This is a genomic window from Streptomyces sp. NBC_00237, from assembly GCF_026342435.1.
Taxonomy (GTDB): Bacteria; Actinomycetota; Actinomycetes; order Streptomycetales; family Streptomycetaceae; genus Streptomyces.
Window position 1 is genome coordinate 1,255,933 of record NZ_JAPEMT010000002.1, and the last position, 19,537, is coordinate 1,275,469.

A 19,537-nucleotide genomic window follows, 5' to 3' on the forward strand; every position below is an offset into this window, starting at 1 on the left:
GTCAGTCGCCTGCGGCGGCCGGGGTGTGCTCGGCGTGCCCTTCTTCGGCGGGGCTCTGGTCGTCGGTGGGGCTCTGGTCGTGGGCGGGGCTCTGGTCGTGGGCGAGGCTCTGCGGGCGGCTGCCCAGCACGAGTTCGCCGACGGTCCCTTCGAGGAGCGGGTCGAGTCCGGTGGCGGCGGCGAACGCGGACGTGTCCCCGCCGCCCAGCCCGCATACGGCCAGCCCCATCGCGGTGCCCACGAGATAGAACGTCTGGTACAGCACGCCGACGTGCTTGAGGATCAGGGGATAGGCGACCGTCTCGTACTTCCACAGCACCCGGCCGAAGCGGGCCGCGACGAGCAGCACGACCTGGGGGGCTGCGGCCATCATGGCGGCGTCCCCTGCCTCCTTGACCAGGGGTGCGGTCAACGGGCCGGCGGGCGTGACGAGTTCGAGTTCGTGGCGGTCGGACGCGTAGCGGTAGAGGCCGGGTTCGAGTCCTTCGACGTGCGAGACGAGCGGGTAGACGTCCAGCTCGTGCAGCGAGCCCCCGGCGGGGACCGGCCGGTCGGCGAGTTCCTGGCCGTCGCTGCCGGTGATGGTGGAGCGGATGCGTACGGTCCGGTAGAGGAGTTCGGCGAGCTGGGCGAGGGTGAGCGGGGCGTCGGCGTCGTGCTCGCGGATCGAGGAGCGCTCCTCCAGCACCTGGGTGAGGGAGGGGTCCTTCGCGGAGACCGCTTCGAGGTCGGGCTCCGGGAGCGGCACCCGCCGTCTGTCCCCCGGCTCCACGGCGACGGGCAGCGGCTCGAAGCAGTCGGCGTGCCGGTAGGTGCCGCCGTAGCCGGGGGCCGACGCCGGGACGCGCGTACGGGTGTGGAAGGCGAGGTCGACGGGGTCCCACTGGACGCTGCCGCGCGACCCGGACTCCGGGTCGTCGTCGGGGCCGCCCGGCGCGAGGGCCCCGGCGGTGGCCAGCAGGCGCAGCACGGGGACGGGAACACCGTCGGTCCAGGTGCCGAGCCGGGCGAGGAACGGCGCTGCCTCGTCGGTGAGTTGTACGGAGAGGGGGCTGCCGGGGGCCTGGAGGACGAGGCCGCCCTCGGCGGGGCGGATCAGCGCGTGGCGGGTGAGACGGGCGGGCCCTGCGGGGGCGGGCTTGAGGGCCGTACCGCCCCGGCCGACGAGGGTGAGGCGGGCGAGGAGGGGGCCGTACGGAGCCTCGACGGAACCGCCGTGGCGGGCATCCTCGTGGAGGGCGTCCCCGTAGCGGACGCCCCCGTACACCGCGTGCTCGAACAGGCCCGTCGAGTCGAGCCTCGCGCGCAGCATCTGCCAGCGCAGCAGGCCCGTTTCACCGTCCCGGGCGACGACGAGGGCGCTGGTCCGCGCCTCGGTGAGGTCGCCGTCGGCGAGGGCGCTCAGGGCGGCCAGGGCTCCGGGAGTCAGCCCCTTGAGGCGCAGTTCGCCGAGGCGGGTGGTGAGGACCTGGCCGTCGAGGGTGGTGCCGGGGATCAGTCGGTAGGTGCCGGTGTACGTGGTGGGTGCTGGCGCTGTGGTGGTCATGGCTTCCCCGCCCTGAGAGGAGGCGGGTCACGGCAGTGCCGTGACCCGCCCGTGCGACGCGACGACATCCGCGGACGATCGGACGACGTGCGGACGATCGGACGACGTACGGAGGACGTACGCGGACGATCAGAAGAAGACGTTCCAGCTGTTCAAGTCTGCTTCCGGGGTGGCCTGTTCGAGCAGCCCGAGCCGTACGGGAGCCTCGTACAGCCGCCCGTCGCCCAGCCGCCGCCAGAAGTGCCGCAGACCGGGGGCGATGACCTTGACGACGTTCAGCTCCAGGTCGGGCCGGGTCTGGTCGAGGACGATCACCTCGGACCCCGCCTCCCGGATGCGGTCCACCTGGTCGCGGATGCGCGCCGAGAGGTCGAATCCAGCCTGCGGGCCGACCTCGGTCGCGGGCTGCTCCGGGTCCGGCAGCAGCCACGGCTCCTGGTCCACCGTGGCGTTCTTGAGCCAGGTCAGGGTCTCCAGGTCGTCGACCAGGTAGGCGGTGTCGCCGTTCTCGTCGCGCGCCTCGATCATCGGGAGGAACTGGTTCAGCTCGGTGAGCGCCCGGAAGGCGGCGATCCGGGGGTCGGGGTGCGCCCCGAAGCCGACCATGATGTCCTCGACGTCGTGCCGCCGCCGGGAAGCGGCGACGTACACCGGCATGCCCAGGTCGAAGCTGATGTCGATCATCCAGAGGTCGCGGTCCATCGCGTCGTAGTACGACCGGAGTTGATCGACGTACGGGTCGTCGAGGGAGTCCATGTCGAAGGCCGGGCGGCGCAGCCGGTTGTACCACCACAGGGCGACGGCGTCGCGCTCGGTCAGCTCGCACAGGCCCTGGAGGATCGCCTCTTCGAGGGTGTTGCCCGCCGCGCTGCCGTTGGAGTCGGAGATGCAGAAGAAGTGCTCGTCGAGGTCGGGGTGGCCGTACCAGGCGTACGCGGCCGGGACGAGCCGTTCCTCGTCGTGGGTGAGGGACCAGCCGCGCGCCCAGTCGACGGGGGCGCTCTCGTCGAAGGGGTCGGGCACCTTGTGCAGCCGGTTGGCGGGGTCCTGGTTCCAGGTCTCGCGGCCCGCGAGCTGGGCCTCGGAGAAGTGCAGCAGGCTGCGCGGGTGGACGGCGACGGCGGGGTCCAGTTCCGCGTACGCGGCCCGGCGTACGGCCTCGTCGCCGCGCCACACGCCCGAGTAGCGCTCGATGGCCTCGCAGACGGCGCTGACCTTGGCCTGGATCTCGCTGCGGCCCTTGCCGCCGCTCTGGCCGCGCAGGTTGCGGCGCAGCAGGTCCATGCTGTCGTTGACCATGGCGAAGTTGTGCCCGGCCGAGTAGCTGTAGGTCAGGGTGTTGGACTCGGGGGTGTGCGAGACGAGCCGGGTGATGGCGCCGAAGTGCGGGCTGATGTGCTTGTCGAGGCGGGCGAGGGTGTCCTCGGGGCGGTCGACCCGGTAGCCGCCGTCGCCGGTGTGCCGCGCCTCCTGCGTCGACAGCACGATCTTCGGGCTGCGCTCGCTGACCAGCCTCGGGTCGCCGCAGGCAGGGCACTGCGGCTGGCGCACGACCGCATGGGTCTCGGTGCGCAGGGTGGGCAGTTCCAGGGTGACCATCTGGCCGCAGAGCGTGGCGGGTTCGCCGGTGGCGGCGATCATCGCGGCTTCGGTGGCGAGGATTCCGGCGGCGGCCAGCACGCCCGACGAGAGGCGCGAGCGGGCCGGGTGGCGGGGCACGGTCTCGCCGCGCTTCCCGGCGAGGTAGCGCTCCAACTGCCGGTTCCCGGTGAGGCGTTGAGCCAGACAGGACCAGCATCCTGTGTGGTCCGGGGTGAGGAAAGGGCCGATCCACGGGGCGAGTCCGCTGAGCCGGGCCAGCAACCAGTTCTTACCCGCCGCGAGTTGGGCGGCGTTGCGCTGCTCCAGTACCGGGTCGAGATAGTCGTCGACGAGGACGACGGACAGCCCCTCGTCCGGGACGGTGTCGATGTCTCCGGTACGGGCGGTCAGGCCGAGCCCGCGCAGCGCGTCGAGCACCGGTCCCGGGTCGACGCCCTCGGCCGCGCTGACGGTGACGGGCGCGGTGCCCAGGGTGCGCGCCGGGTCGATGCCGAGGGCGTCCCAGTAGGCGAGGGTCTCCTCGGGGAGGTCCGGGCGGCCGTCCGCGAGGTGACCGGCGGCCCCGAAGCGGGTGATCGCGGCGAAGACCGAGGGAATGGGGAGCGTGCCCGCGAGTTCCTGGACGATCTCCAGGACCGTACGGCGGCCGTCGAGATACGGCACGACGGCCGCGGCCGCCTTTCCGGGTACCAGGAAATCCTGGCCCTCCGCATAAAGAAAGACGCGCTCCCCTTCCGTCACCTCGACGTGGAAATGCGCCTTGAGACGCGGCTTTTCCATCGACTCCCCCAGTTCTACGGCCCGCGGTTCGCCGGTACCGCGTTGTCAGCGGCACCTCAGCGGTATCTCGGCGGCAACTCAAACATGGGGAAGTCGGGGGGTAAATGCTTCACCGGATACGTACGGGCGGCGGCCGATACGTAGGCTCGCGCGCTGGTCACGTACGTATCGGAGGAGGATCGGGGCGGACCGGACGGGACCGGACCCCGGGGCGGAACGGACCGACATGAAGCGGAATATGGAATTCCCATTTCATTCGCAGCGGCTCCACCGCTGACCCCTGCCCAGGATGGGCCCCATAAAATCCACCAGGATCATTTTCGGCCTTGATCTCCCCCCACACGGCTGCAACATTGGCGCAATGCATGAACCGAACGGGGAACTGCACCACCGTGAACGCGATACCGCGCAGTTGCGTGAATCCATGACCGAACTCGCCGCAGGCCGTCCCACCGTCGCCCTGGTCCACGGCGCCCGCGGCACCGGCAGGTCGACCCTGCTGCGGGCCGTGCCCGGCATGCTGCCCGGCGACGCCCTGGTGCTGCGCGCCCGGTGCCACCCCAGCGAGCGGGGTTTCGAGTACGGCATGGTCCGCCAGCTCTTCGATCCGGTGCTGGGCGGTGCCGTGCGCCGGGGCGACCGGTCCGCGGACGGCCGGGGCGGGGCCCGGCGGCCGGTCCCCTCCCCCGGGGCGGCGGACCTGCCCACCCAGGAGGCGCTCCAGGACCTGCTGCACACCACCCGTTCGCTGGCCGCCGACCGGCCGCTGGCGCTCCTCGTGGACGACCTCGTGCACGCCGACGCGGCCTCGCTGCGCTGGTTCGCGTACATCGCCCGCCGTCTCGACGACCTTCCGGTCCTGGTGGTGGCCTCGCTGCCCGCCGCCGCGCCCGGGATCGTGGAGGAACTGGGTTCGTTGCCGTATCTGCGCAGGCTGTGGCCCGAACCGCTCTGCGCGACCTGTACGGCGGACGTGGTCGACCTGGCCTTCGACGCTCCGGCGGACCGGGATCTGGCCGCGCTGTGCCATGCCGTGTCGTACGGGAATCCGCTGGTGCTCCAGGAGTTGGTGTCCCGGCTCCGGCGGGCGCACGTACAGCCGCAGGCGCCCGACCCGGAGCAGGTGCTGTCGATCGCCGCGCAGGCCCTGGCGGCGACGACGCTGACCTGGCTCGACGAGGACGATCCGGCGGCCGGTGAGCTGCTGACCCAGCTGGCGGTGCTCGGGCCGGGCACGGACGCGGCCCTGTGCGGCGCGCTGTCCGACCGGGGCGAGGCGCATGTGCTCCAGGCCAGGGACGCTCTCGTACGGGCGGGGCTGGTGCGGGCCGAGCCGGGGGCCGACGCGTTCGTGCACCCGGCCGTACGGCCCGCCGTGCTGGCCCGCGTACCGGCGCGGACGCGGCGGGAATTGCACGGGCGGGCGGCCGCCGTGCTGTGCCGGGCCGGGGCTCCGGCCCGGCAGACCGCCGAGCACCTGCTCAAGGCGGGCAGCGACTGGGGGCTCGACGTCCTGCGCAGCGCGGGCGCTCAGGCGGCCTCGGCCGGGGACCACCGGGACGCGGCGCGGTATCTGCGGCGGGCGCTGGCGCTGGTCGACGCGGCGGCGGGCGGGGGGCGGGCGGACGGGGAAGCGGGCAGGAAGCCGGGCGACGGGGAGGCGGGCGACCGGCGGGCCGACGCAGAGACCGATCTTGCGGAAACGTTCCATGAGCTGACGGTCCGGCTCGCGGCCGTCGAACTGCACTGCGACCTCGACGGGGCGGCCCGCCAGGTCGCCGCCGTCGCCGCCACCGCACCGGACGCCGCCCGGCGGGCCGGGGCCCTGGCGGCGCTGGCCTCGCCCGCGCTGGTCGCCTCGGTCGAGGGGGCCCAGCCCTTCGTCCGGGCCTGCGGCGAGCTGGCGGCGCTGCCCGCCGCCGACCCCGGCCAGTTGCTGCGGCTGACGGCTCAGGTGCTGCTGGCCGGGCACCGCCCCCGGCTGCGGCAGGCCGTACGGGCGGCGGCCCGGCGGCCGGGCGACCCGGCGGCCGGTGCCTTCGCCGGGGCGCTCGCCGCAGCGGCGGCGGCCACCGGGCGGCTCGGTGCCGCACGCCGTCTCGCGGCCCGGGCCGAGGCCGCCGTCCGGCCGGACGCGGACCCGCGCGCGGCCACCTCGACGGCCGCGCTGATCGGTGCCGCGCTGGCTCTGGCGTGGACCGGCACCGCCGGCGACCTCGGCAGGGCCAGCGCCCTGGCGCACCGCGTGGTGGACACCGCACGGGCGTCGGACGACTTCGCGCTGGCCCCGCTGGCACTCCTCGTACGGTCCGAAACGGCGTACCGGCAGGGTGAGTTCGCCGCCGCGCTGGCCGACGCCGGGGCGGCCGTGCGCCGCGCCCGGGACCTGAACTCCGCCGCGCTCACGGCGGCGGCGGTCGCCTGTACGGCCCGGGCGCTGGTCGGTCTCGGGCGCGCCGGGGAGGCGGCGGTCCTGCTGGGCCGCGAGCCGACGGCGGCGGGCGACCACCCGTTCGTCCGGGCGCTGGTGCTTCAGGCGCAGGGCGTGGTGGCGGCGGCGCGCGGTGACCACGCCGAAGCGGTCGGCTTCTTCCTCGACTGCGGGCACCGGCTCGCGCTGCGCGGCATCACCAACCCGGCCTGTCTGCTGTGGCGGGCGCACGCCGCGCAGTCGTATGCCGCACTGGGCGAGCACGCGGCGGCGGTGACCATCATGAGCGGCGTCGGCCCCGGCACCGGTCAGCAGGAGGCCGGAAGGCCGTCGGCGGGCGGCCCGGCCCCCGGGCGGACCCTGCTCACCCCGGCGGAGCTGAGGGTGGTCGAGCTGGTGGTGCGCGGGCACTCCAGTCTGGAAGTGGCCGAAAACCTCTTCCTCAGCAAGCGCACGGTCGACACCCACCTGGGCCGCATCTACCGCAAGTTGAAGATCCGCAGCAGGCACGAGCTGATCGCGGCGCTGGGCACGGAACTCACGGCGTAGCCCCGGACCTGCGGCGCGGCCCCGGACATCCGGAGGGCGGACCCCTGTCGACAGGGCCCGCCCTCCGCCGCGTACGCCCTCAGCAGGGGGATCAGGCGGACGCGTTCTCGACCGGCAGCGGAGTGCGGCGCACTCCGAGCCGGGGCTCGGTGACCAGGTACAGGCCCGTGGCGTTGTCGTACTTCTCGCCCTCCGTCGTCTGCTGGGCGACCTGCGCGGCGAGCACCTGTCCGCTGATCGGGCGGCTGCCGCCCGCCCGGGCCGCGTCGTCCAGGTCGGCGGCGCCGGACGTGATCGCCGCGAAGGCCGCGCTGTCGGGGGCCGAGCGGACCGGGGCCTGCGTGTCGTGGCGGGCGACCAACTCCGGGTAGCGCCCGCGTGCGAGGCGCTGGGCGAGCCAGAAGTAGGTGGCCTTGCCCCGGTACTGCTCGTAGAACCCGGCGACCATCGAGAACATCCGGCCGTACGCGTTGCGGTACAGCGACTCGAAGAAGGCGCGGGCCTCCTCCTCCGCCACGTCCCCTTCGTGCACGCCGAGGATCGACGCGGCGGCGAGCATCCCGCTGTACATGGCGAGGTGGACGCCGGTCGACAGGAGCGGGTCGAGGAAGCAGGCGGAGTCGCCGGTCAGGAAGTAGCCCGGTCCGCAGAAGCTCTTCGCCGCGTAGGAGAAGTCCTGTTCGACGCGGACTCCGGGGCGGTACACACCGGGCGCGACCAGGTCGCGCACCGTCTCGGATTCCTGCACCGCGTCCAGGAAGAGCCGTTCCATGCCGTCCGCGCCCGCGTATTTCTGCTTGCGGCGCAGGAAATGGTCCTGGTGGGTGACGAAGCCGACGCTGAATTCGTCGCCCTTCAGCGGAATGACCCAGTACCAGCCCTCGGGCGCGGAAATGACGTTGATGCCGCCGCGCGGAGTACGGGGAAGAAGCGATCCGCCCTGGTAATAGCCCCAGACGGCGACGTTGCGGAACACGTCGTGCGGTACGCGGTCCTGGAAGTGCCTGGCGGAGAGCATCCCGGCCCGGCCCGAGGCGTCGATGACGTAGTCGGCGTGCTCGGTGAGGCGGGTGCCCTGCCGGGTCCACTCGACGCCGACCGCACGCCCGTCCTCGAAGAGCACTTCGCGCACGTGGGCGCCCTCGACCACGTCCGCCCCCTGCGACGCGGCGTGCTTCAGCAGTACGTCGTCGAAGTCAGCGCGGTCCACCTGCCAGGAGGTCTGCGCGCCGGTGCCGAAGATCTCCGGCCAGTCGACCACCCAGTCCTGCTCCGCGCCCCAGCGCAGCAGCAGCCCTTCCTTCACCTGGTAGCCGCGCCCGGAAATCTTGTCCAGGGCGCCTGCGAGTTCGATGATGGACCGGCAGGACGTCGCCACGGATTCACCGATGTGATAGCGCGGGAAATGCGCACGCTCCAGCACTTTGACGCGTGCCCCCTGCCGGGCGAGCAATGCCGCGGCTATGGACCCCGCCGGTCCGCCACCCACCACCACTACCTTCGGCCCCATGGCATTCCCTCTTCTTCCGGGTGTCCCGTCCGGGCATTTCACCCGGGCTTTTCGTCCGGTCGAAACACTTCCACGGAAAGGGAAGCCGAGAGAACAGCCACCGATACGCAGGCTGCGGATTACGTACTCGAAGAGCGGGCCCCGGCGGTGGTGCGTACGCCGAAGACCGAGCCCCACGGGTCGCTGAGCAGCCCCGGCGCGAGGACTGCGGCGCCCGCCGCCCGCGCCCGCGTCTCGAAGGCGGCACGGTCGGCGACGCCGAAGCACGGCACCCAGCGCGTGGTGGCGTGCGCCTCACCGTCGGGCGGGGGCACCTCACGCGCGACCGCCGTACCGAACACGTCCTGGTAGAAGCCCACGTGGGCATGCGGCCGCGCACTGTGCAGCACGGCGTCGACGAGGGCGCCCGGCTCGTCGACGAGCACCACCCCTTCGTCGTGGTGCCCCTCCCAGAGCCCGAAGGGCGCACCGCAGGGATCGACGCCCAGGCTCAACCGGCCGTTCCCGCCGACCGGTACGGCGCTGACGGTGAAGCGGGCCCCGTGCTCCTCGGCGCGGCGCTGGGTGTGCGCGAGGTCCTTCGCGGCCAGGTAGACCGTCCACGCGGACCCGTAGCCGGGGCCCATCGGGCTCGGCCCGAGACCGCCGACGATCTCGCCGCCGCGCAGGATCAGGTGGTAGCCACGACCTCCCTCACCGTGGAACTCCCAGCCGAGGAGAGGACCGTAGAAGTCCTTGGCTCCCGTCGGATCGACGCCGACGTGATCGACCCAGCAGGCCGCTCCTTCGGCGTACGCCAGTCTGCGGGGCATGGTGCGGTTCCCTTCGGGAGCGGCGGGCACAGGCGTGCGTCGAGCAGGTCGGCGGCCTCTTCGCAGCCCCCGGCGGGGGGCAGCAGCAGCCGCATCAGGGGGTTGCCGTCGAGCAGTCCCGCGGCGTCGGCGGGCCACACCGACGGGGCCCGGCCCCAGTCCTCCAGGCTCGGCCGGTGCCCACCGGCGGTGCAGAGCCGGACGAGGGTCGCCGGGCCGAGCCGGGCGTCGACCGGGACGGTCTCCAGCAGGTTCTCGGGGCGGACCTGGAAGTAGGGGCCGGTCAGTGGCGACGTGGCGGGGCGCAGGTCCTGTTCGCGCAGGCCGCAGGCGTGGGCGGCCTCCAGGGCGGCGCCGCGCAGTTCCAGCGGGACCTGGTAGGGCAGGGTCTCGCCGGTCACGCGGTCGACGACCAGGCGCTGCCCGGAGACCATGCGCCAGCCGCGTGCGCCCAGGGCGAGCGCGAGCGCACTGCGCGGGGACTCCACTCCGCCGACGAGGGCGACCACCAGGCCCCCCTTGACCAGCACGGCGGCCTGGAGGATTCCGAACCGGTCGCCGAGCACGGCGAACGGCGGCAGCAGCGGCGGGACGCCGCCGAGCCCGTCGAAGGCGTGCCGCCTCAGCAGCCTGCCGTCGCCGTCGTGGACCCGTACCTCCTGGCCCGCCCCTTCGACCGACGCGAAGCGGACGGACAGTTCGGCCTGACCGATGACGCCCAGCTCCTCACGGAGATGGGGGCCGAAGAGAAAGGACAGATCCGCCAGGTCCACCGAGCCCATCACATGGAGCAGCACCCCGAAGAAATCCAGCATGAATATCGGCATCGCCCGCAACTCCCCCGAATCGGCCGGCCTTCACCTTAACGTCACAGGCGTGCCCATGATCTCGAACGTTCTTCACCAGAAAGGTATTTGACAGACACCCGATATATTCTTTGTGCATTCTTTACGCCAAGTGCCATACGGAGCGGTCCAGTTGGGTGGATATGGCCGTTGCCACTTCCTCGGGCCGCTCCAGGAACGGCAGGTGCCCGCTGTCGGGCACGACGGCGGTCGCACAGCGCGGTACGTTCTCCGCGAGCGTCGCCGCGTTGGCGTGGAAGACCGGCATGTCGGCACTGCCCGTCAGGGCCAGGGTGTCAGCCCTGATCCCGGCGAGGTCGGCGGGCGTGTGGACAGGGGCGCTCAGCGCGGCCATCGCCCCGTTGTCCAGTTCGGCCCAGGAGTGCCGGGCGACGACGGACCTGATGCGGGCCCGCAGCGCCGGATGCCGTTCGGTGCCCCGGAAGATGTCGGGCGGCGCGGACATCCACAGGTCGGCCAGTCCCCCGGCCGCCTCGGCTCCGCGCATCCGGCGCAGCATCAGCAATTCGATGTAGCGCTTGCGGGCGGCCGGGTCGGGCGGGCCGCCGGAGGGGGTGGGTGCGCCCAGGACCAGCCGGTCCGCCACGTCCGGTGCGTCCAGAGCCATCTGGAGGGCGACGGTCGAGCCGAAGGAGAGACCGACCAGGCGCGTCGCGCCCTCGGCGCGGGCGACCCCCGTGATGCGCGCGGCGAGTCCGGGCAGGGTCACCCCCGGCTCCAGGGGCGCGGAGCCGCCGTGGCCGGGGAGGTCCACGCCGACGTGACGGAACCCGGGCAGCAGTTCCCACAGGGGACGCCAGAGGGTGGAGTCCATGGTGTAGCCGTGGACCCACAGGACGGTCGGGCCGCTGCCGTGGCTGCGCAGGCGCAACCCGTCGTGCGTGTGGGCGAGTTCGCCGGGCAGCGGGAGCAGGAACCGGTCGCCGCTCATCGCTCCTCCAGACAGGGACCGGCCGGGCCGCCGGGGCCACAGTCGCCGCCGCCACCGCCGCCACCGCTGTCACCGCCGCCACCGCCGTGACCGCCGAAGTCACCGCTCGCCGTCGGGGCCGGACGCCCCAGGTCCGCGAAGCCCTCGCAGAACTCCCGGTAGGCGACGACCGCCGCGTCGGCGGGACCCGGGCCCTGCGGCCCGAACTCCCCTCGGTTCGCCAGGTGTTCCCACACCGCGATGTCCTCGGCGAGCGCCCGCTCGCTCCCGGCGATCAGCATGGGCAGCTCGCGCTCGCGTCCCTCCCGTACGCCGATGGCCACGCGTGCCACGCACTCGCCGTCGGCGGTCGGCACGGCTGCCGTGACGATGACGTGCACCGCGTCCGGCGGGCCGAACTCGGTGACCACCACTCCGGGGCTGAAGGCCCGCGCGTAGAAGCGCGGCACGTACGGCTCCCGGCCCGGCCGCGCCTTCCCCGGCCCCTGCCACGGCGAGGCGGGCATCGGGAACTCGCCGTCCATCACCAACTCCCCCTCCTGCCCCTCCCGATGACGCATCTCACGCACCCGGTGGACCTTGTGCAGGGCGGTGAAGTGGTCGGTGTCGAAGGCGTTCTCGACGATGAGCGCGGCGGGTGCGGCGACCGGCCGGTGCACGGCCGCCACCAGCGAGTGGTTGCCCGCCAGTTCCTTCAGTACGGTGCGCATCCCCCGGTCGTCCTCGGGCCCGTCGGTGAGCCGTACGAACAGGGCCTCGCCGCAGACGACGGCCTCGTGCTCGCGCACCCAGGCGCGCGCCCCCTCCCGCTCCGGTCTGCCGAGCAGCACCCGCCGCCCGTGGAAGGGACAGACCAGGCAGCCGCCGTCCAGGCGTCCGCCACGGCCGAGGTGAGCGCCCCGGTGCGGGCAGTCGGCGTCGAAGACCCGGATGCCCGAGGCGTCGCGCACCGCGGTCAGCCGCCGCGTCCCGATGTCCAACGGGCTCACGTCACCGGCGAGTTCGGAGGTGAAGGCTGCCAGGTACCAGCCCGAGTGCACGTTCACTGCCACTGCTTCCTTGCCTCCGTCACGTCGTCGGCGGCTCGCCGCCCATCGGCGATCGCCCCTTGCATCCAGGGCAGTGCCCGGCCGGCCACGGCGGCCTCCCCGGTGAAGAACAGCCGCCCGTCGTCCGTCGGCCGCGCCCAGCACCGGGCGGCGTCCGCCACCCCGGGTCCCAGAGCGCAGAACGCCCCGCCCGCATAGGGGTCTTCGCCCCAGTCGGCACTCTCCACGGCGACCACGTCGGCGGTACGGGTCCACGGCAGCGCCACCGCGAGCAGCCCGGCCAGTTGTCCGCCCGACGGTCCGCCCGACGGTCCGCCCGCCACGGCGGCTCGCACGTACGGTGCGGCCGCCCCCTTGGCGACCACCAGCACCTCCGGGCGGCCCCGCACACAGGACAGGAAGCCGCCCACGCCGTCGGCGTCGAACACCGAGACGCTCGCGGGCGCGGGCGCGGACAGGGTGACGACGGCCACGAAGCCGTCACCGGGGCGCAGGGTGCGCGCCGCCTCCCGCCGGTCCGCGCCCAGCCCTTCGATCTCCAGGAGGCCCCGGTCGACCACCACCGGTGGCACGGCGACGACGACCTGCCGGGCGGTCGCCGTGCCGTCGCCGACGGCGAGACGCACCTCGCCCTTCTGCACGTCGACCTCGATGCGGTGGACGGGCGCACCGGTGCGCACCGTGAGCCCTTCCGCCAGCACTGCGGGAATCCGGTCGAGACCGCCGGGAACGGTGAACTCGCCGTGTCCGCCCGGGTCCTGACGCATCGCCAGGGCCACGGCTGCCGCGTCGAGCCGCGCCGGGTCGGCGGCCCACGTCTGGCGCAGCCACTCCTCGGCGGTCGCCCGTTCGGCGTCGCCCGCTCCGCTGCGGGTCAGCCAGTCGGCGACCGTGACGCCGCCGGACGGCTCGCCCTCGTACCGTACGAGACCCGCTTCGAGCAGCCAGGGCGCGTGCGGGCCACGGGCCAGCGTCGCCATGGGGCGCGCGATCCGGCCCCGGACCACGGAGGCGGACGAGGGCCGGGGAGCGGGCGGCAGGGGGCCGAGGAGGGCGTGGACCGGGTTGCGGTCGCCGTGCACGATCTGCGCGCCGAGTTCGACGGCCGGGCCGCCGTCGGCGGGCCGGTGGGTGAGCACGCGCCCGCCGATCCGGCCCCTGGCCTCCAGGACGAGTACGTCGACACCGGCCCGTGCCAGGTCGGCCGCGCAGGCCAGCCCGGCGACGCCCGCGCCGACGACGATCACCTCAGGCATGTGCGGCCGCCGCCCCGGGAAGCCGCGACGCAGGGCGCTGTGCGCCCGTCAGGTCGACGCCCAGCGAGGTCAGCCGTCGCGGAATCAGCGTCGCGGCCCAGCGCGGTTCGGCATCGGTCAGGGCCGCCGCCGGGAACTTCCGCACGAGGCGCGAGAGCAGCAGCGCGCCCGACTGCCGGACCAGGCGGGCGGCGAGGCAGAAGTGCGGGCCGCCGCCGAAGGCGAGGTGCGGGTTGGGGCTGCGGTCCCACACCGGGCGGTCGGGGTCGGCGAAGACGGCGGGGTCGCGGTTGGCCGCGGCGAGCACGGCCAGCACGCGCGCCCCCGCGGGTATCCGGCCGCCGGGCAGCTCGGCGTCGCGGACGGTGACGCGGGCGGTGAAGGGGATGGGGGCTTCGAGGCGGAGGAGTTCGTCCATGGCGGTCCCGGCCGCTTCGCCGTCCGCCGTACGGAGTGCCGCGCGCGCCTCGGGGCGGGGCAGCAGCCAGTACAGGGCGTTGCCGATGGACTCGGCGAGGGGCTGCCAGCCGCCGACGACGGCCAGTCCGAGCACGCCGAGCATCTCCTGCCGGGTGAGCCGCCCGTCGGCCGCGAAGTCCCGCAGCGGGCTGGGCAGCGCCTGGTCCACGTGGGCGTCGAGGTAGCGGGTCAGCTCCCCCATCGCGGCCCGTCCGAGCCGGGCGAGCGGCGGCGGGGCGAGCGGGTCGAGGTTGACGGACACCGCGCGGGCGAGCTGCTGGAAGGGGGCCCGCTGTTCCTCGCGCAGCCCGAAGAGACGGGCGAGTACGGCGGTGGCGAGGGGGGTTCCGAGCTGGTCGACCGCGTCGGAGAGTGCGCCGTGTTCGCCCGCCCGCTCCAGCAGGGCGTCCGCGTCGTGGGCGAGCCCTTCGGCGATCGACGCCGTCGCGGCGGGTCCGACGAGCCGGACGCCGGGGGCCCGCAGCCGGGCGTGGTCGGTGCCGTCCGAGGTGAGCATCGAGACCGGAAGGTCGTCCTCCCTGGCCCGCTCGCGCTGCCCGGCGGCGGCGGAGAACGCCGGGTCCTTCAGCAGGGCGGTGCAGTCGGCGTACCCGGTGACCAGCCACATGCCGGTCATCGGGTCCCGGTGTACGGGGTCGTGCGTACGCAGCCAGGTGTACGCCGGGTACGGGTCGACGCGCCCGGCCGGGGCGAACGGGTGGGCGATACCGGCGGGAAGCCGGACGGCGGCGGTGGTCACGGGAGTCCAACCCTCCTATTCCTGGGGGCCGTTCAGCACTCACTGAACTTTCTGACGGGCATTCAGCGCACGCGCGGTCCGCGCCAGCCGAAGGTGAGTACGGTCGCGACGAGCCCGCCGACCGCCCACAGGGCGAGGATCAGGGCGATGCGCCCCGACTCCCATGACCCGGCGGGCTCCACGGCGGTGAAGGAGTCGGGCAGGAACACCGAGCGGAAGCCCTGCGCCATCCACTTCACCGGGAACAGGGCAGCGGTGTTCTGCATCCACAGCGGCAGCTGGTGGAAGGGGAAGAAGACCCCGGAGATGAACTGGAGCACCATGAAGACCGGCGTCACGATCGCGGACGCCGACCGGCTGTTGGGGATCACCGCGCTGTACGCGACCCCGGCCAGCGCGCATGCCGCAGTGCCCAGCGTGATGCACCAGGCGAGGGTGAGCCAGCGGCCCGGCGTGGACGGCAGCGGCAGGCCGAAGGCCAGCACCGCGATCCCGATGAGCAGGAGGGTCTCCAGCACGGTGGTTACCACGACGCGCGCCAACTTGCCCAGGAAGTAGGCGGCCTTGGGCATGGGGGTGAGCGCGAGCCGCCGTACGGTGCCGTTGTCGCGCTCGATGGCGACGCTGATGGCGAGCCCGGAGAACGCGGTGCTCATGACGCCCGCCGCGACCACCCCTGCCATGAACACCTGGCAGAAGTCGGTGTCGGTGCCCTCGACCTTCCCGGAGAAGATCGAGCCGAACACCACGAGCAGGATCACCGGGAAGAGCAGGGTGAAGACCAGCGACTGCTTGTTGCGGAAGAACGCCTTGAGCTCCACCGAGGAGCGGGCGGCGCTCGCCCGCAGCAGTCCGGGCACCGGGCCCTTTCCGGCCTGCGGCGGTGCCTCGCTCCCGGGAACGCCGTCGGACGTACCGCCGGATGCGCGATCGGGTGCGCCCGCGGCCTCGCGCGGCCTGTCGGTTCCGGTCAGGGACATGGGGCTGCCTCCCGCGCGATGAGGTCGAGGTAGATCTCTTCGAGGGTGGGCCTGTGCACCCTCAGTTCGGTGAGTTCGGCCACCCCTGCCTCGTGCGCCCAGGGCAGCAGAACGTCAAGTACCGCCATGGGTACGGACGTTCGCAGCGTGATGACGCCGCCCGCCTCCGCCGTCCCCGTACCGGCGGGCAGCCTGTCGGGCAGTGCCCGGCCCGCCAGGCGGTCGCAGCGGCGGAAGGTGACGCTCGCCGGGGTGGTGTCCCGCCCGCCGAGTTCCGCGGGCCTGCCGCAGGCGACGAGCCGTCCGCCGACGATGACCCCGGCCCGCTGGGCGAGTTCCTCGGCCTCGTCGAGGTAGTGCGTGGTCAGGACGGTGGTGCGGCCCCGGTCGGCGAACCAGCGCACCAGCTCCCAGGCTTCGCGCCTGGCCACCGGGTCGAGTCCGGTGGTGGGCTCGTCCAGGAAGATCAGTTCGGGGTCGCCGATCACGCCGACGGCCACGTCGAGTCTGCGCTGCTGCCCACCGGAGAGCGACAGGGCGGGGGTGGAGTGGCGCCGGCCCAGCCCGACCATGTCGAGCACCTGCCCCACCGGCAGCGGATTCGGGTACATCGCCGCGAAGTGCGCGACGACCTCCCGGACGTTCAGATCCACGTAGGCGCCCGTGGATTGGGGCACCACGCCGATTCTCGCGCGCCATTCCCGCGGGTCCTCGGCCGGATCACGGCCGAGGACCCGCACTTCTCCGCCGGTGCGCCGTCTGACGCCCGTCAGTATGTCGACGGTCGTGGTCTTGCCCGCGCCGTTGGGCCCGAGCAGCGCGAATACCTCACCCCGATGAATGTCGAGGCTGAGATCGCGGACCGCGTAGGTGTCGCCGTAACGCTTGGCGAGACCGCGGACGGAAACCGGATGCGCTTCCTGCGCAGTGGGCATGGATCACTCCAGCGAAGGGGGAATGTGGTGCGGTCGGGGCCCGCCCTGGGCCCCTGAGTGCCGAGCTGCCGATCAGGTGCAGCAGCAGCAGGGGCAGCAGCAGTAGTTGCAGCCTGCGGCGACGTCCGAGAGGTCGCCCTCGCTCAGCTCGGCGGCGTCGACGGTGGGTGTCTCGGGGATGTGGAACTCGTAGCGCCGGGTGGCCAGACCGGTCTCCCACAGGGCGACCTGGACGTCGAGGTTGCCCTCCTGGTGACCCTCGGGAGCCTGGGTGACGATGACGATCTCGCTGCCCTCGGGGACCTCGAGACCGGCCTCGGCCAGCGCGGCCTTCGGGTCGGACTGGAGCCGGGCGGCGAACGCCTCGTCGGACCAGGAGCTGATGAGCACACGGGTGTAGGCGTTGACGAATTCCGCCCGCTGCTGGGGGTCCAGAGACATGCGAACTCTCCCTTGTATGACGCTTCTTGAGAATCGGGTTCTCGAAGCGTGGGTGTTTCGGTCGTTGTGTCGGCGACGGACAAAGATTCACACGCATTCGCCGTCCCGGCCAAGACGCAATGAAACGTAATCCGGACCCCTTGCCGCCTGACGTATTGTGCGTCGCCCCGGACCTCTCCGAATAAGCATTGAGCCGACCTCGGCCGGGCGTTACGGTGATTCAACTACCTGCGCCCAAAGGCGTATTGACGTCCTGCGGGATTGGCATACTCTCACGTCACCTGCCGTGCGGGCGCGTACCGGAAGGGCCCGTGAGGCAATTCCCCGACGATTACCGAATTACTTACGCCGCATACGTACGACGCATTCGGGATTACGTAACGGCCCTGCGTACCGGGCCGAGCCCCTTCTCTCCACGGAGGTTCACATGACACCCACCACCGCCCCGGCGGGCACCGTGCCGCCGGGGCCCGCGGACCCCGTGGACATGGCGGCCATGCGCGCCGACCCGCTGGCCTTCGTGACCCGGATGAACCGCGAGTACGGCGACCTCACCAGCCACCTCGGCGACGGCGAGCGCGTCTACATGCTGCACCGCCCCGACCTGGCCCGGCACGTCCTGAAGGACAACGTCGCCCGCTACACCAAGGTGAACACCCCGGACGACGCGATGCTGCGCCCCCTCCTGGGCAACGGCCTGCTCACCAGTGACGGCGAGGAGTGGGCCCGCCAACGCAGGCTCTGCGCACCGGCGTTCCGCCGCACCGCCGTCACCACCTTCGACGGCATCATCACCGACGAGACCCATGCCCTCCTGGACCGCTGGCGCTCGGCCGCCGCACCCGGCACGGCGCTACCGGTCGACCACCACCTCACGTCCCTCACCCTGGCGATCCTGACCCGGGCCGTGCTGGGCGTGGACCTGGGGGCCGCGGGCGAGGGCTTCGGCCGGGCGGTCGACGCGGCCAACCTCTTCATGGGCCACTACGTACCCGACCCGGACCCCGACCCCCAGGACACCGCGCTGCGCCGCAAGGGATACGTACAGGCACGGTCCTTCCTCCAGCTCGTCGCCCGTACGGTGATCGCCGCCCGCCGCACCTCGGGACCCGCCGCGTCGCAGGCCCACGGCACCCTCATGGACACGATGATCGGCGAACTCGGCGACGTCGAGCTGCGCGACCAGGTCCTCACCCTGATCATGGCCGGTCACGAGACCACCGCCAAGGCCCTGACCTGGACGCTCTACCTCCTCGACCGGCACCCCGCCGAAGCCGACCTGATCCGCGCGGAACTCGACCGGGTCCTCGGCGGCCGCACCCCGACGGCCGCCGACGTCCCCGCCCTGGTGCACTGCCGCCGCGCCATCGACGAGGCGATGCGCCTCTACCCGCCGGTGTGGCTGATCTCCCGCCGCGCCACCGGCCCCGACGTCATCGACGGGTACGACATCCCGGCCGGAGCCCTGGTCTGCGTGAGCCAGTGGGTCCTGCACCGCCACCCGGACCACTGGGAACGCCCCGAGGACTACGTACCGGCCCGCTTCACCGGCCCGGACCTCCCCAGCCACCTCTACCTCCCCTTCGGCGGCGGCGAACGCACCTGCATCGGCCGTCACTTCGCCCTGTTCGAAGCCACGCTGGTGCTCGCCACCCTCCTCCAGGCAGTCGACCTCGCCCTCGAACCCGGCTTCCCGGTGGAACCCGAGGCCCTGGTGACGCTGCGCCCCCGACACGGCATGCGAATGACGGTGACCCCCCGATGACGACAGTCTCCCGCCCCTCACCGGCAGGCTCCTACGACCCCGCCACCACCACCTCCGGCGGCCTGACGGGCGAACTGGCCCGCCTCGAAGCCCAGGCCGACCTCTCCTTCCCCGAAGAGCTGCGGATCCTCCACGACCTGGGCCTCGACCCGGCCGACGGCCCCCTGATCGAGGTCGGCGCCGGTTCGGGCGCGGTCACCCGCCGCCTGCGCGCCGCCCATCCGGACCTCGCGCACACCGCCGTGGACATCGACGCGGACCTCCTCTCCCACGCGGCGGGCTGCGGGGCCGAACTCCTGGTGGCCGACGCCGCCGCACTCCCCCTCCCGGACGCCTCGGCCGGATACGTACTCCTGCGCTACGTACTCCAGCACCTGTCGGACCCGCTGCCCGCCCTGACCGAGGCCCTGCGCGTGCTGCGCCCCGGCGGGAAGCTGATCGTCACGGAGGTCGACGCCTCGTGCTGGGGCCTGGCGGACCCCGTCTATCCCGAACTGGCCTCCGTCCACGCCGCGTTGGCCCGCGCCCAGGAGTCGGCGGGCGGAGACCGCACCATCGGCCGCCGCCTCACCCGGCTCCTGCGCGGCGCGGGCTGCACGGACGTCGTCCTGCGCCCGTTCGCCACCACCAACGACGACCGGCCCACCGCCGACTTCGCCCCGCACCTGGGTCCGGGCCGGCTCCAGCCCCTGGTGGCCTCCGGGGCGCTCTCCCTCGGCGAGTTCGCCCTCGCGGCGGACCGCTGGAACCGCTTCCGCGCCAACCCCGACGCCTACGTCATGCTCCTCGGCCTCACCGCCGCGGGCACCGCACCGTAGATCCCCGCTCCAGACCCCGCCCCCACCCCGCCCCCGACCCGATGGGA

General features: G+C 73.1%; 14 protein-coding genes. 3 read left to right on the plus strand and 11 right to left on the minus strand.

Annotation, left to right across the window (positions count from 1 at the left end; genetic code table 11):
• Position 1: 1 nt before the first annotated feature.
• Entirely contained in the window at positions 2 to 1,546 is a 1,545-nt protein-coding gene (locus tag OG897_RS19650; RefSeq protein ID WP_266658499.1) for a SagB family peptide dehydrogenase, read from the minus strand.
• 129 nt (positions 1,547 to 1,675) lie between these two features.
• The gene (locus OG897_RS19655; RefSeq protein ID WP_266658500.1) at positions 1,676 to 3,928 is read right to left on the minus strand and encodes a TOMM precursor leader peptide-binding protein; all 2,253 of its coding nucleotides are present in this window, start codon (positions 3,926 to 3,928) and stop codon (positions 1,676 to 1,678) included.
• A gap of 361 nt (positions 3,929 to 4,289) precedes the next feature.
• On the opposite strand from OG897_RS19655, the gene OG897_RS19660 reads away from it, so the two are divergent.
• Positions 4,290 to 6,908: an AAA family ATPase gene (locus OG897_RS19660; protein WP_266658501.1), complete on the plus strand. Its 2,619-nt coding sequence runs from the start codon at positions 4,290 to 4,292 to the stop codon at positions 6,906 to 6,908.
• Between the two features lie 91 nt (positions 6,909 to 6,999).
• Here OG897_RS19660 and OG897_RS19665 read toward each other — a convergent pair whose 3' ends face one another.
• The 9 genes from OG897_RS19665 to OG897_RS19705 all read right to left on the minus strand — a co-directional run bounded on the left by OG897_RS19665 (position 7,000) and on the right by OG897_RS19705 (position 16,907).
• The gene (locus OG897_RS19665) at positions 7,000 to 8,418 is read right to left on the minus strand and encodes an NAD(P)/FAD-dependent oxidoreductase (RefSeq protein ID WP_266658502.1); all 1,419 of its coding nucleotides are present in this window, start codon (positions 8,416 to 8,418) and stop codon (positions 7,000 to 7,002) included.
• A 670-nt stretch (positions 8,419 to 9,088) separates the two neighbouring features.
• The gene (locus OG897_RS19670; protein WP_266658503.1) at positions 9,089 to 10,057 is read right to left on the minus strand and encodes a hypothetical protein; all 969 of its coding nucleotides are present in this window, start codon (positions 10,055 to 10,057) and stop codon (positions 9,089 to 9,091) included.
• Positions 10,058 to 10,178: 121 nt separating this feature from the next.
• Positions 10,179 to 11,027: an alpha/beta fold hydrolase gene (locus OG897_RS19675; RefSeq protein WP_266658504.1), complete on the minus strand. Its 849-nt coding sequence runs from the start codon at positions 11,025 to 11,027 to the stop codon at positions 10,179 to 10,181.
• Positions 11,024 to 12,073, minus strand: a complete 1,050-nt coding sequence (locus tag OG897_RS19680; protein ID WP_266658505.1) for a Rieske 2Fe-2S domain-containing protein — start codon at positions 12,071 to 12,073, stop codon at positions 11,024 to 11,026. Before OG897_RS19680 ends, OG897_RS19675 begins: the two co-directional genes overlap by 4 nt.
• Positions 12,070 to 13,332 (minus strand): FAD-dependent oxidoreductase, encoded by a 1,263-nt coding sequence (locus OG897_RS19685; RefSeq protein WP_266658506.1) that lies wholly within the window; start codon positions 13,330 to 13,332, stop codon positions 12,070 to 12,072. Before OG897_RS19685 ends, OG897_RS19680 begins: the two co-directional genes overlap by 4 nt.
• Entirely contained in the window at positions 13,325 to 14,551 is a 1,227-nt protein-coding gene (locus OG897_RS19690) for a cytochrome P450 (RefSeq protein ID WP_266658507.1), read from the minus strand. The genes OG897_RS19685 and OG897_RS19690 overlap by 8 nt, the downstream gene beginning before the upstream one ends.
• 62 nt (positions 14,552 to 14,613) lie before the next feature.
• Positions 14,614 to 15,531, minus strand: coding sequence for an ABC transporter permease (locus OG897_RS19695; protein ID WP_266658508.1), 918 nt, complete (start codon positions 15,529 to 15,531; stop codon positions 14,614 to 14,616).
• Complete coding sequence (locus OG897_RS19700) at positions 15,522 to 16,466, minus strand: ABC transporter ATP-binding protein (RefSeq protein WP_266658509.1); 945 nt, start codon at positions 16,464 to 16,466, stop codon at positions 15,522 to 15,524. The genes OG897_RS19695 and OG897_RS19700 overlap by 10 nt, the downstream gene beginning before the upstream one ends.
• Before the next feature lie 72 nt (positions 16,467 to 16,538).
• Positions 16,539 to 16,907, minus strand: a complete 369-nt coding sequence (locus OG897_RS19705) for a hypothetical protein (protein ID WP_266658510.1) — start codon at positions 16,905 to 16,907, stop codon at positions 16,539 to 16,541.
• Between the two features lie 427 nt (positions 16,908 to 17,334).
• On the opposite strand from OG897_RS19705, the gene OG897_RS19710 reads away from it, so the two are divergent.
• Complete coding sequence (locus tag OG897_RS19710) at positions 17,335 to 18,672, plus strand: cytochrome P450 (RefSeq protein ID WP_266658511.1); 1,338 nt, start codon at positions 17,335 to 17,337, stop codon at positions 18,670 to 18,672.
• Positions 18,669 to 19,490, plus strand: coding sequence for a class I SAM-dependent methyltransferase (locus OG897_RS19715; protein ID WP_266658512.1), 822 nt, complete (start codon positions 18,669 to 18,671; stop codon positions 19,488 to 19,490). Before OG897_RS19710 ends, OG897_RS19715 begins: the two co-directional genes overlap by 4 nt.
• Positions 19,491 to 19,537 lie beyond the last annotated feature (47 nt).